General features: G+C 64.0%; 7 protein-coding genes and 1 pseudogene. 2 read left to right on the forward strand and 6 right to left on the reverse strand.

All coding sequences use genetic code 11. The features are described from left to right. Positions 1 to 307: 307 nt before the first annotated feature. On the forward strand, positions 308 to 613 hold the full coding sequence (locus RCO28_RS30290) for a hypothetical protein (RefSeq protein ID WP_308944487.1): 306 nt from the start codon (positions 308 to 310) through the stop codon (positions 611 to 613). 23 nt (positions 614 to 636) lie between these two features. Here the strand turns inward: RCO28_RS30290 and RCO28_RS30295 are convergent, their stop codons facing one another. The 5 genes from RCO28_RS30295 to RCO28_RS30315 all read right to left on the reverse strand — a co-directional run bounded on the left by RCO28_RS30295 (position 637) and on the right by RCO28_RS30315 (position 8,262). Further along, complete coding sequence (locus RCO28_RS30295) at positions 637 to 1,290, reverse strand: class I SAM-dependent methyltransferase (RefSeq protein WP_308944488.1); 654 nt, start codon at positions 1,288 to 1,290, stop codon at positions 637 to 639. A 163-nt stretch (positions 1,291 to 1,453) separates the two neighbouring features. Next, complete coding sequence (locus RCO28_RS30300) at positions 1,454 to 2,290, reverse strand: phosphoadenosine phosphosulfate reductase family protein (protein WP_308944489.1); 837 nt, start codon at positions 2,288 to 2,290, stop codon at positions 1,454 to 1,456. Beyond that, positions 2,287 to 5,928 carry an ATP-binding protein gene (locus RCO28_RS30305; RefSeq protein ID WP_308944490.1) on the reverse strand — a complete coding sequence of 1,214 codons (3,642 nt, stop codon included), beginning with the start codon at positions 5,926 to 5,928 and terminating at the stop codon, positions 2,287 to 2,289. Before RCO28_RS30305 ends, RCO28_RS30300 begins: the two co-directional genes overlap by 4 nt. After that, entirely contained in the window at positions 5,925 to 7,034 is a 1,110-nt protein-coding gene (locus RCO28_RS30310; RefSeq protein ID WP_308944491.1) for a DUF4007 family protein, read from the reverse strand. Before RCO28_RS30310 ends, RCO28_RS30305 begins: the two co-directional genes overlap by 4 nt. Before the next feature lie 52 nt (positions 7,035 to 7,086). Next, positions 7,087 to 8,262 (reverse strand): cysteine desulfurase family protein, encoded by a 1,176-nt coding sequence (locus RCO28_RS30315; protein ID WP_308944492.1) that lies wholly within the window; start codon positions 8,260 to 8,262, stop codon positions 7,087 to 7,089. A gap of 498 nt (positions 8,263 to 8,760) precedes the next feature. Between RCO28_RS30315 and RCO28_RS30320 the strand changes: the two genes are divergently transcribed. After that, complete coding sequence (locus tag RCO28_RS30320) at positions 8,761 to 11,145, forward strand: DUF262 domain-containing HNH endonuclease family protein (protein ID WP_308944493.1); 2,385 nt, start codon at positions 8,761 to 8,763, stop codon at positions 11,143 to 11,145. A gap of 388 nt (positions 11,146 to 11,533) precedes the next feature. On the opposite strand, the pseudogene eccCb reads toward RCO28_RS30320, so the two are convergent. Continuing rightward, positions 11,534 to 13,753 (reverse strand): annotated as a pseudogene (eccCb, locus tag RCO28_RS30325) (type VII secretion protein EccCb); the annotation flags it as partial. Positions 13,754 to 13,862: the final 109 nt, after the last annotated feature.

The following is a 13,862-nucleotide window of genomic DNA, read 5'->3' on the forward strand; positions in this document are numbered from 1 at the left end:
TCTGGCGGAGACGGTCTTCGTCACGGATCCGACGACGCAGGACACGGTCGCACTCAAAGCCGGAACCGTAGTCTCGGACCCCGCCGTGGCGGATCAGATCACTCACCCGTCCGCCTGGAGCGCGGACGTCTCGGGCCAGTACGTAGCCCCCGCACCGGCTGAGACGGCGAAGAGCGAGGCAGCAGACCCAGCCGAATCGGAGGCGCCACCATCCCGTACAACACGGCGTTCCAGATCAACTACCTGACCTCTGTGGGCGAGCGGCTTCTCTGCCGCTCGCCCACCACTCCGTGAAGGCGGCCTCAGCTTGCACCTCAGTGACGATGACTTCGCCTACCTTCGCTCCGAACTCGGAGAAGTGAACCGACAGGACCTCGAGGCGCGCTATGCACGGCTTCACGAAGTTCGCGACGTCGCCCTGGAAGTACTCCGTGAGCGACGAGCATCCCTTGTCGCCGATCCCCTGACCGTTACCGTGCAGGGGGTGGCTACCGTCAACAACGCGGAGAATGTTCGAGCTCTAGAGCGGCAGATTGCCGAACTGGGGGCTGCCGAGGCGGGCGCCGCCGAGTCGACCGTCCCACTGATGCTGCAGCGGCGACAGGCCCGCTGAGCGCAGGCATCAGGAGTCCGCACTCAGTCCGGCGAGTTGTTGGAGTTTTTCGCCCGCAGGACCAGACAGCTCCACCGGACGCCGTCACGTCCGTGAAGATCAGAAGTCTCGTCGTGGTAGACCGTCTGCAGCCCATGCGCGCGGCCCAACTCAGCTGTCTCAGAAGCGGACACGTTGAACATCACGCGGCCATCCGGCACAGGGCCGTGACGCAGATTCACGAAGAAGTGGCCGCCTTGCACTAGCAGCGCGGCGATCCTGGCCATCGCACGTTGACGTTCCTCGGTATCCAGATGCATCCACACCGCAGTCGCGAAGATGGCGTCGAATCGTCCCGAGTGCCGACGGAGAGCCAGGTTTGGAAGGACATCGTCGACCCAGTCAATCCCACTGCCCGCGTGAAGACGCTGCCCATGCGCTCGAAGCTCTGCGGTCGGCTCGACAGCCACGACGCTGTGTCCACGGGCCGCCAGCGCGGCGGCATCGCGCCCAGTACCTGCGCCCACATCCAGGATGCGGGCGGGCTCAGTAGGAACGAACTGCAGCACGTTGCAGTGGACATCGTCGAAGGTGACGCCCTCGTACTGGACAGTCAGAGCATCGGCGGTCTCCGCGTACCCCGCGGTTCCCCTGGCCCGGCTGTGGCTGTCCTCGGCAGGAGGCACATCAGCACCCATGACACGCAGGCTACCGACCTGCGTCCTACATCTCTCCAATGTCTCGTGAGAGGTACGGGCTGCAGCCGTTGTGCTGCAGCCCGTACGTGATTGCTGAGATCAATTGCACCGCGCCCATCCAGTCCTACGAGTGAACTGGGTAGCGCTGTACCGACGGTGCCGATCAGAGGTGGCAAACCGCGCAGGCGGCATCGTCGTCGTCATCGTCCAGAGCGTTAGACAGGATCTCCAGCAATGGACGGTTCGGCTTTTGCCGCTTAGCCGCACGCTCAAGTGCCGCCTGATGCTTGGATTCGATCTCCTCGCGCCGCTCGATCAACTCGTCGAGGGATTCCCCCTGCGACCAGGTGTACTTGCGGCCCTGCATGGCGGTGTCTTGGTGCTTGACCTTGTTCTCGTAGGCTATGGCCTTCTCGAAGAGCTCCGGATGCCGGTCCTTGAGGCCAACCCACTCGTGCTTGCGCTGGAAAAAGCAGAAGTAGCAGCCGGAGCGCGTACGCCACTCGTAATACCCGGGGAGGCCGATGCCGGCCTCGTCGAGGATGCGGTCCACCCCTGCGCGATCGATCCCGTCCTCGCGGAAGGGGAAGACCGCCGTGATGTTCGGCTTGGTGCTGACGTAGCCGAGCCGGTTCTCGTCCGCCCGGATCGCCACGTACGAGATGGCTTCGTCGTCGCCGATCCACTCCTCAAGTGGCTTGATCTTCAAGTTCTTCGTGCACCAGCGCATTTGAGGGCTGGGCAGCGTCCCCTGGTACACCTCAAGCCAGTGATCGAAGTCGCGAGAGGCGTTGAGACGCTCGATGGGCTTGCCGAGAGCGCCTTCGAGGCGGTTGAGGTACTCGTACGTCTCCGGCAGCTCGGCGCCCGTGTCACAGAAGAAGTACTCCATCTCCGGCACTCGGTCTCGCATGTAGATCGCGAGGGACGAGGAGTCCTTGCCCCCCGAGATCCCGAGTACGTGGCGCTTCGTGCTGTTGGAGCCGTCGGCGTCTGTCACAGCTGCTCCTCCTTCTCGGATGCGTCGCTGTCCTGCCCGGACAGGTGCTCGGCCAGGGCGGCAAGCAGGATGCGTGCGCCGTCGGGGCCCAGTGCTTCTTCAGCTTGCCTGATGACACTGACAACGAGTTTGTCCGCGGCATTCCGCGACTTCTTCGGGACGTGGATGAGCGTGCGCTCTTCCGTTCCCCGGGGGGTAGTGAGGGTCAGCAGATGAGTGTCGATCTGGCGCTGCTTCGGCTTGCTGCGCTTGCCGACTTCCTTGACGGCCTCGGCGATCGGCTCCTCTTCCACGGCGTTGTACAGGTGGCTCACGCGGTCCAGCGCGCGCGCCCTGTCTCGTACGACGCGGGGGAAGACATCCACGTCACGGTCGGTCCAGTCGCCGAGGGCCTGGTTGACTAGTTGGACGACGACTGTCCCGAGCCAGTCGTCGTCGGGAAGCATTTCGTTGAGCACGCGGGTCACGAAGCCGTGGAGACTGACTTCGAGGGAGGCGTCGGCGAAGCCGCGCATGCGCTCGGCGAGACCGGCCCGCAGTTCACCGATGCTCGATGCGGGGAGTCGAAACTCCTGGGCCAACGTCTCCACTACGTGCTGGCACAAGTTCGCGCTGGCGTCCGTGAGTTCGTTGAGCGCAGCAGTGAGGCGTAGGACGTATGCCTCCGCTGCCTCGGAGTCCTTCCGCGTGCTTGGGGTGATCTTCTCGAAACCGAGTGCCTCGGGAAGCTCTTCGAAGACCAGCCGATCCGGGTCGGTCGCTTCTGACAGCACCTTACGGATCACGAGGGTGTCGTCACTGAGCCGACGGGTCTTCCGCGAGTACTGGTCCAGGACCATCACTCGTTCCAGCATCCCGCGAGTGACTGCGAGTAGTGCCGGGTTTCGATTCGCCCTGCTTCGAGGAATGTCAACGTCGAGTGACTTCACCAGACCGTCGAGGACAAGACGCCGCTGACCCCGGTCGGCAGGAGTCGCCTTAACGGTGAACCGCTCCGGGTACGGAACATTGAGGCGCTCCACGATGGCGGCCGTGAGGCGGGGGCAGTAGTTGCCTTCCTCGAAGACAGCTACGTCGTTTCCGCGCAAGACGAGCGCCGCGACGACCAGGATCGGCACGACGCCAGCCTTCACACCGTACGGAGGAGCCATCAGCCGCTCGTAGATCTCTACGATGTTGGTCGGTTCTGTGGCATCGCTCAACGCCTGTTCGAGAGCTTCCCATACGGGCATGACGCTCTCGTTCGTTGCGGCGCTCGGGCGGGACATCCCGTGTGTGTGGATGCTGCCTTCAGAGTTCTGACCGCCACTGACCTCACCCGCGGCACGGTGCAGTCCGAGGTGCTCAACGACACCTTCGTACAGAGCACGCTCTGCAGGGAACTTGTCATCAGGCCACCCAAGTAGTGGTAGCCCGGTCTTCTCGATCATCGACGTGAGGACTTCGCGACGCGTACGCGCAGCGTTACTGGTGAGCTGGTGGCGGCCCACCATCTCGTTCCTTACGTGCGGGGTCTGGTGGTAGACCACATTGCACGCTTCGGATACGAGTCCCGCGTAGCTCCGAGCCTTGAGCTGCTGGGCGGCGTCGCCGTCGGTGTCCTCGCCGCTCTCCCACAGGTACCAGCTCGATTCATCGCTTCCCGGTCGGAATGCCTCGGCGAGCATGGCGGTGATGCGCTGGGAGAACTCACTGGCCCGTTCGCTGATCTCCCGTCGGGCGACGTGGTCCAGTTCTTCATCGCTCATGAGGTCTTGGAGCGCCACGAGGGTGTTACCGACGTCCAACACGGCCTGGGGGTTCTTCGTCAGGCCGACGACGACCGGCAGCGGTGAGTCGACCCGGGGAGTGCTCTTCAGGTCGCCGAAGTGGAAGACGAGCATCCCGTCGGCTGCGTCCTGCACGACCTTGGGGCCACGCAGCTTCTCGGTCTGGTGGCTGACGGCGGTCACGAAGTGCCGCTGCATACCGGTGAGCTGGCTGTGCGCGCCCGCTGCAACTGCGTTCGGGAGGACGTTCGTCCCGAGGTGCCTGTTGAAGTAGCGCACTACGTCATCGGGTTGCAGCTGTGTGGCGATCTCACGTACTCGGGCGTCGATGTCGACGTCGGTGCCCTGCCAGATCCGGTACTCGTCGCTGTACGACCGGTGTACGACGAGCCCGTCCTCCACCAGCTTGTCGAGCCGCTTCTTCAGCTGGTCGAAACGCTTGGCGTCGGTGGCGTCGGTCGGGTCGTTCAGCGCGAACTGGATCATTGCCGGCGTAGCGCGCAGCAGTCCGTCGGCGTCGATGAGGTTGAGGACACCGATCGCCTTGAGCAGGTCCTGATCGGCTTCAGGAAGCCCGTGGGCTTCTTCAAGGCGGGCGTTGATCTCCAGCCACCGACTCGACTTGGAGGAGGCGAGGATCGTGGTACGCCCTGCAGAGAAGAAGAAGTCGTACAGCTGCGGGATCCGGATTGTAGAAGCGCGCTTCGGTGCCTCGTCCGCGCAGGTGTCGAGAGTGCGCCGCACGGTGAAAGGCTCGTCGTTGACGAGGAAGCCGCTGAGGCTCCGGTCGTTCTGGCCGATCTGCGCAGCCATGAGGGGGGCCGCCACGGCGGTGAGCGGGTGCAGCGGGTACAGGTTGGCAAACGACTCGGCCGAGATATCGACGACCGAGTGCAGCGACTGCTTGCGCCAGATGCCAAAGGCCGCCTGCGCCTGTGCCTCGACCAGCTTGCGCCCCTGCTCCGGCACCGCGGAGTGCGCCAGCTTTCGCTGAAGGAGGTACACCGCGTCGCCAAGGTTGGGGGCAAAGGTGACGTCTTCGAAGCGCCCTTGGATCTTGGCCCATTCCTGGGTCTGGACGGAACTGGATCGCGAGGCGTAGTCCGTGAAAGCCAGGTGCTGCAGAGTGAACACGAAGAGCGGCAGCCCCTTTGCGCCGGCGCCCTTCTCCGCAAGCAGCTGCAGCAGGAAGACGTCGCTCTCGGCGCGGCTGCTCTCGCCGCTGGAGACCAAATACTCCAGCGTCTTGCCGAACTCGTCGATGATCAGCAGGAGCGGCGCCTTGCCGCACAGCGTGGTGACCGCGTTCAGCAGGGCGTCAGTCGTCGGTACGGCCGTCTCACCGCAGGCCGCCATGACAGCGGCGACGTCCTTCGGGACGCGCTTCTTCCACTTACGCTCCACCGCTGTCTGCAGGGCGCGGTGGATGGTGACTGACAGCGGCTCTCGACGAGCAGTGGTGACAGCCCCCAGGAAACCCTCTGCTGCGAGCGTCTGACGGTTCTCGGCGATCTCCTGGGCCAGAGCGGCGTTGGTCGCAGCGACTGCCTCGTAAGCTCGGGTTCTGCGCTCGGTGTCGTGGCCAAGGAGGGCGTCGATCAAGTTCGAGAGGGTCGACTTGCCAGAGCCGTAAGGGCCGGTGAAGGACCAGGCGCGAGTGCGCTTGAGATCGCCCAGGGCGTTACCGACACGATCGAGAACGTCGAGAGCACGTACACCGACGTATGGGGAGTGGAGGTCCTGGGCTCGGACGTCGCGTTCCAGGTTGGTGGAACGAAACTCCGTACCGACGAAGCTGATCCCGGAGGGAATCTGGACAGCCGCCTCCTTCCCCTTCGTTCGGGAAGATGGCTTGGTGGCCGTGGTCACGCGAGCTCCTCGTTCATCTCGGGCTGCTGGGGGATCTGGCCCTGAGCGGCGTCAGCGTCGTCGTCCGTTGTCTTCTTCAGGCCGGGATTCTGCCGCGCCCACTCCTCGGGAGTTGGGAAACCTTCGCCCTCACGAACACGGCCGTACTGCTCGTCGAGAATGTCCCAGGCGAGGGTCTCCGGGTTGTCCGCAAAGCGCAGGCTCCGCTGCCCGAGCGACTCGACGATCTCCAACTGGGGGTGGTTCTCGACGAAGGCTTCAATCGACCTGGCAAGCTCCGGCTCACGCATGTGGAACGCGCGGCCGGGGGCGCCGGGTTCGCTGGCGAGGCGGGCCAGCGAGATGGAGTCTGGCTTGCGACTGAAACGGGCCGCGTAATCGAGACAGGCGTGAACGAGGACACGCGGCGGCAGGCTAGGGCGGATACCACTGGTGAATCGATACGTACGCTCCTTGCCGCGGCCGCCCTGGAACTCCAGAAGTCCGAGCTCACGGAAGGGGCAGAGGAGAGAGTCCTCGAAGCTGCCCGGGGAGAGCGGGTTTGCATCAGGATCCGGTGCGTACATCTTGATGAAGCACTCGACGTCCCGGCTGATCGACTCGGGTGCCGGCCACTTCTCGCGATCGAAGCTGTTGTGCACTTCGCGTGTGATGAAGGTGGTCATCTCCTCGACCGTGACGCGAGCCAGCGGCGCGAGGTGGAACATCACGTACCAGCTCGGGGCGAGGCACTTGGCTTCGTTGTCTCCCGAAACAAGCCACCAGTGCAACAACCACAGACTGCCGGTGTCCTCGAGGTAGGGGTCGGCACCTTCCTCGTCAAGCAACCACCGAGCACGCCATGTCGGGATGGCCGCGTGTGCTTGTTTCTTGTTTTCGTAGCGGTACTCGTGGGTGAGCTTGAACGCCTGCGACCAGTAGCGCATGGAGTAGACCATGTTCTTACCCACTCCCAGGCGCACCAGCGCGTCCGGAGCATGGAAGAGCATCTCATCTCGCCTGACCTGCAGATACGCCTTGTGAAGCCAGCCGAAGCGTGGAGGGAAGCTCTCATGCCTGTTGAATTTCAATCCGACGATGTCGGAGGAGAGGCGGCCTTCTGGCATTGCGGTCGAACCCTTCAGTTCAGGGAATGAGTGCGAAGTGTTAGGACGGTGATCAAGGACGGGTAGTGGTCCCCAGAACTGTCTGCACGTGGGTGACAGCACGCACGGTGGCATCGATGACCCGACGAATCTCATGCTCCGTTGTGGCATATCCCAGCGAGAAACGGATGGTGGAATCGGCGGCCTCTCGGCTAAGCCCCATGGCCAGCAGGACGTGACTTGGTGTAGGTGCCCCGGCAGCGCAAGCACTGCCATCGGATGCAGCCACGTCAGGCATGGAAGCGAGGAGCGCGTCCGCGGGGGCACTAGGGAAGGTGACGCTCGTGACACCGGGCAGTCGCGGGGAGCCGGCACCATTCACGTAGCTTCCGGGAATCCTCGTGAGGATCTCGCCCTCTAGCAGGTCGCGCAGCTTGCTGATGCGTGGGACCTCGTCAGTTAGGTCTCGATGAACGGCCTCCGCGGCGGCGCCCAGCCCGGCAATTCCCGGGACGTTGAGCGTGCCCGCGCGCCAGCCACGCTCCTGTCCGCCGCCGAAGACCAGCGGGCGTTGCGGAAGGGGCGTGCCGCGCCGAATGTAGAGCGCGCCGACCCCTTGCGGGCCACCAAACTTATGGGCAGACAGCGACAGCAGATCGACGTCGAGGGCATCCAGGTCCAGGGGAAGCCGTCCCACATACTGCGTCGCGTCCGTGTGAACCAGCGCGCCAGCTGCGTGTGCAGCATCGGTGATCGGGCCGAGATCAGCGATCACTCCGGTTTCATTGTTTGCCAACATGATGGAGACGAGCACCGCGCCGCTCTGCTCAACAGCAGCCCTGAAGGCGTCTTGGGGGACCTGTCCCTGCCCGTCGACCGGCAAGATCATGAGCGATTCCGGCGTGTTCGCGGCAAGGGCGCGCGCCGCCTCTAGGACGGCCGGGTGCTCCACCCTGGAGGTGACAATACCGCCCCGTCCGGCATAACCGGCCTGCAGCGCAAGGTTGTTGGCCTCGGTGGCGCCGGAGGTGAAGATCAGCTCTCCAGGGGAACAGTTCAGGAGCGAGGCGGCCTGTCGACGAGCCCGATCCACCCTGCCCGCAGCATCGCCACCGTGATAGTGGGCGCTGGAAGCATTACCCACAGAGCTGAGGGCATCATAGGTAGCTTGGAGCGCCTCCGGACGCACCGGAGCGGTCGCGTTGTAGTCGAGGTACACCGGCTGCTCGTTGTGCGTATCTGCTGTCATGGATGCCCCACCTGCCGCGTTTCGCTCCCCGTCTAGCTCCTGGGGACTCTCTTCGGCGGTAGCTCAAGTTCCACCAGGAGCGCTCGGAGATCCTATCGGACACGCGCTCCCCTTGAGGCAGGCATGCCTGAACCGCACTTTTCAGCCACTGTCCGCACCGGTGCGGATTCGCTCCGCCACCCATTTCCAGCCATGCAACCGCCTTGGCATGCATACAGATTCGCCAGAGCGACCCTCGGCTGTCAGTGGCTCGGTCTACGCTTGATCGAGTGTTGCGACCTACACACATCCAATGGTCATGACTTGGGGTCTTGCCGGCGGAGGGGGGTGGGTTCCAGTCGAGGATCGGGGGGCTCGTGATGCCGCACAGGCCGGGCACGGACGCAGGGTTAAGAGGCGACGTCATTCCGCCCATCACCGTCCCCGACGGACTGTCAAGGTGCTGCGGTAGCTCCATGAGCGCGCGGCGTAGCCGTTCACGAACACGGGAGATCATGGATGGAAACGCGAGAGATCTTCGATGCAGCACCGAGGGCGGTGGCGGAGTTTCTCAGCGAAACGGGTCAGGGGCTGTACATCCCTCCGTACCAGCGGGCGTATAGCTGGGAAACTGCGAAGGTTAAACGCCTCATCGCCGACGTAGCTCACGGCCTTGAACAGATCACCGAGTTCCCGGATTCCATCTGCTTTCTTGGAACGGTGATCGCCCTCCGGGATCTCCAGTACACGACGGTGGAGCCGATCGACCGCCCCATGGTGCCGCCGAAGGTCATGACGATCATTGACGGGCAGCAGAGGCTCACCACATTGCTCCTGCTGACCACTGTGCTCCACGAGGAGATCAGCGTCCGCGCCAACAAGCTTCCCAGTAGCGGTGGTGAAGCGAGAGACTGGTGCTACAACCAAGCCATTGATGTTACAAGTCGATTGACGGATACCTTCGAAGAGGACATGCGGTATGGCGATGAAGACTTTCGCTACTACCCGCGTATGGTCCGTTCCCACCACGACGTGTGGTCTCGCTATTCGAACAGGGCGAAGTATGACTCCCCTATCGGCTACTACCTCCACGAGTATGGCCGCTACGCTCGCAGTCAATCACCCACAAAGGACTACAAACACACCTCCTTCGCCACAGGGGAGGCGACGGACGCTAACTCTCAAGCCCACAAGGGCCTGGAGAGCACCCGCAGCTTCGTCCGCAGGACTCTTCGAAGTGCCGTATCTTCGGCGCGCCGTTCACGAGAGGACGAGACTGAGATTCTCCTGGTCAGGACCATCGGGGCGTCTCAGAGGCTGCAAGAGGAGCTTTTCAATAGCCCGTTCCCGGAATCTGTGGTCGAGGCCGCAAACGATGACGATCGATTCGGCTCACTGCTCCGCTTGATCGTCTTCGCTAACTACTTGCTGAACCGCGTGACTGTCGCGGTAGTTACAGCAAAGCGTGAAGACTACGGGTTCGACATGTTCGAGGCTCTGAACACGACGGGCCAGCCGCTCACGGCGATCGAAACTTTCAAGCCTAAGGCCATCCAGAACGAAGGTCTTTCTCAGTGGAACGGGTCTGAATCCTACAACTACTTCGACACTGTCGAGAAATACCTCGACCGCTCATCGTCGGCTGACCAGCGACAGACCGCCACGAGCAATATCTTGATCCCCTTCGCTCTGCTACATGACGGTCAGCGGCTTAGTAAGCGTCTCAGTGAACAGCGTCGGTACCTTCGAACTGCCTTCGACAAGGAACCGGATCAGGAAGGGCGCCGAACCTTCCTGCATGCGCTAGCTGAGGTTACTCGCTTCGTAACGGGTCCCTGGGTCTCCCCGGAAAGTATGCCTGAGCATGTAGACGACGATCTGCGCAAACAGGCCGTGCTCTCACTTCAGGTGCTAGGTGAAGCCAAGCACGACATCGTGGTTGCCCCGCTCACCCGCTACTTCGCCGCACACCAACTAAGTTCAGGCGACAACATCGACGGGCAAGCCCGTGAGTACCTCACCGCCGTCCGGGCCTGTGGCGCTTTCTTTGCGCTGTGGCGTGGGGCGTTCGGAGGCACGCATGGCATTGACAATGTCTATCGCAAACTCATGGCATACGACGCCAAGAGGAGCGGCACCCGCTTCCCTCGCTCGGGTCAGCAGCTCACCGAAGTTCCACCTGTGGCTGAATTGCTGAGCTTCTTGCGTCAACAACTTCAGAACGAAGGAATTGAGACAAAGGAGCGTTGGGTTGCCAAGGCTGCAGCTACGCCGGTCTACAAAAGCTCACAGCATCTTACTCGACTTCTACTTCTGGCGGCTGCCAGTGACTCAGCTCCAGATGAATACAACCCTGGTCTGATTACCCAGGGCAGGAAGGGGCTTCTGAGCACCCTGAGCCTGGAGCGATGGACTGACGCCGCCTCAGAAACCATCGAACACATCGCGCCGCAGAACCAGGCGGCTAACGGGTGGGACCCCAAGATCTACGAGGACTCGGCGACCGTCCATGTCCTGGGTAATCTCACGCTTCTTCCCAAGGTCGAGAACTCGTCAGCCAGCGATCGCTCATGGGAACTGAAGCGCTTGATGTACCGCGCGCTTTCCGCGGCAACGATGGAAGAAGCAGAGAACGCCTTGTCGATGGCCGCTCGCGAGGGCATCTCTCTGGGACATGGGGCGGAGGCGATCATTCAGAGGTCGCGCCACCTACCGTTCGTCTCGTCGCTCGCCAGGCGAGAAGACGAATGGACTGAAGACTTCATTCGCGAACGCTCAGAGAGATTGTGCAGTCTGGCCTGGGATTCGCTTGCCACTTGGGTTGGCCTGGATTCCAAGCCATCAGCTGTCACCTTCCCCGCTCAGAGGGACGAACCCCTCATCGCTGGACGCGATCACGCGTAGCCTGTTGGCGCCCCGTCAATTTCCTGATGGGGCGCTAACAGTTGACGATCTACGGGTTGTTGCCCAGCCTGCGTGGGGGCAGGACGCCGAGTTCCTCGAGGCGGCTTCGGCCTCTGCACCGATTGGCGGGGCACCGTGAGCAAGGGAGGCTGGGGATTCCCAGGAGCCCGTCCGCCAGTGTCGCACCAGGTGATCACAGTCTTGAGCCCCGACGGGGGCACTGGCAGAAGAGGGCGACCTGGACGAGGTAAGGGCCGCTGCTTGGCCGCGATGCCGCTGGAGCGCCTCCTCCTGCACTGCCAGCCCGGCACCCCGTGCGCCCGCGAGGCCACCGCCCTGATCGCGATGGCGAGGATTGCGGCCAACTAGATCAGCAGGTTGACGGCTGTCACCGCAGATCCGGAGTCCACCCCAACTGCACCAGCGGTGCCCCCCGCTTCCGCGAGACGAAGTGTCCGCGCCCCTGTGGCATCGGCTTCGCCCTGACGTTGCCGAGGATGTCGCCCTCGTTCGGGTCGCCGGACAACACCACGCCCTGGGCGCCGAGTTCCTTGATGCGTTGCATGAAGGGCTCGTACATCGAGCGGGAGGCGCCGGCGGTGCTTCGGGCGATGACGAAGCGGATTCCGGTGTCTCGGGCGAAGGGGAGGTGGTCGACCAGGGCAGAGAGAGGGTTGCCGGCCTGGGTGGAGACGAGTTCGTAGTCGTCGACCACGACGAAGAGCTGGGCGCCGGTCCACCAACTGCGGTCGCGGAGCTGCTGGGGGGTGACGTCGTCCGGGGGCTGGCGGCGGGCCATCAGCTGGGCGAGAGCGTTCATGTGCATCTGGAGGGAGCTTGCCGTCGGGGCGTACTCCAAGAGGTGTGTGGGCGGGACGACTTCGAGGAGGGAGCGGCGGTAGTCACCCACCACGATCTTCGCCTCGTCCGGGGTGTAGCGCTCGGAGATCTTGTGGACGAGATGCCGCAGCAGAGCCGTCTTGCCTGATTCGCTCTCGCCGAAGACGAGGAAGAAGGGGTCTGTGTCGAAGTTGACGTAGACCGGGGCGAGGTTCGTCTCGTCCAAGCCGATCGCCAGGCCCTGGTCCGTCGACTCGGAGCCCTTGGGGAGGTGGTCGGCCGGGACCTTGCGGGGCAGGAGGCGGACCGTGGGAGCTGCCGGCCCGTTCCAGGCTCCGCGGACGGTCTGGACGAAGCGGGCCGTGGCCTCGGCCAGGTCCTCGCCTGCCTCCACCTGGTCGATGCAAGGCAGCGCGGTCATGAAGTGGAGGTGCTCCGGAGTCTGGCCGCGGCCGGGCATGCCGACGGGGACGTTGGCGGCGACCTTCCGGTTGAACTCGGAGTCCATGGTGTCGCCGAGCCGGAGTTCGAGGCGGCCTAGGAGCTGGTCCTTGATCGCGGCGCGGATCTCCATGTGGCGGGAGGCGGTGGCCACCACGTGGATGCCGTAGCCGAGTCCACGGGCTGCCAGGTCGCCCACGACCTCCTCGAGGAGCTCGTAGTCGTTCTTGAATGCTCCCCAGCCATCGATAAGGAGGAAGACATCGCCCCAGGGCTCTCCGGGGAGCTCGCCTGCCGCGCGCTTACGGCGGTACGTGGCCATGGAGTCGATGTTGTTGGAGCGGAAGAACTCCTCCCGGCGGTTGAGAATGCCGGCTACCTCGGCGACCGTACGGCGTACGCGTTCCGGGTCAAGGCGTGAGGCGATCCCGCCGACGTGCGGGAGGTCTGCGAGGGCCGCCATACCTCCGCCGCCGAAGTCGAGCCCGTAGAACTGCACTTCGTGCGGGCTGTGCGTGAGTGCGAAGGACGAGATGAGGGTGCGCAGGAGCGTGGACTTGCCGGACTGCGGGCCACCGACGATCAGCATGTGGCCGGACGCGCCGGAGAAGTCCTGCCACAGCACCGCGCGTCGCTGCTCGAAGGGCTTGTCGATAAGGCCGAGCGGAACCGCGAGCTGACCGGTGACCAGCGGGTCCGTGGTCGTGTGACCGCGCGCCGGGTTCGTGGTGAGGGGCGGCAGCAGCTGGGCCAGCGTCGCGGAGCGGTCCAGAGGCGGGAGCCAGACCTCGTGGGCCGGCGGGCCCTGGCCTTCGAGGCGGCGCACGATGACGTCGAGAACCGTCTGGGTGAGGGCTCCTCCCTCGGCCGGGCCCTGGTAAGCAGCCTGAGTACGAGGGTCATGCGGGGCGTACGTCGCGGGCACCGGCGTGGCCGTGAAGACCGCGGAGCGGCGCTCGATGGGTGCCTGCCCCTCGGCGATTGCTGGACCGCCGCTGCGGTAGGAGCCGGAGACGTACGCCGCCTTGAAGCGGACCATCTCGTCGGTGCCGAACTTCAGGTAGCCGGAGCCGGGGACGGACGGCAGGTGGTAGGCGTCGGGGACGCCGAGGGCTGCGCGGGACTCGGCGGCGGAGAAGGTGCGCAGGCCGATGCGGTACGAGAGGTACGTGTCCAGGCCGCGGAGCTTGCCCTCCTCCAGGCGCTGCGAGGCGAGCAGCAGGTGCACGCCGAGGGACCGGCCGATGCGGCCGATCTGGATGAACATCTCGATGAAGTCCGGCTTGGCTGTGAGGAGTTCGGAGAATTCGTCGATGACTAGTAGTGCTTGGTCAGGTTGGTGCGGGGTCGGGGATGCCGCGGTGACAGGTGGGGCAGGCGCCGGTCCAGAGCGCGAGGAGTAACTGCACTTCGCGGACGACTCGGTAGAGGCTCAG

Source organism: Streptomyces sp. LHD-70, assembly GCF_031157275.1.
Taxonomy (GTDB): domain Bacteria; phylum Actinomycetota; class Actinomycetes; order Streptomycetales; family Streptomycetaceae; genus Streptomyces.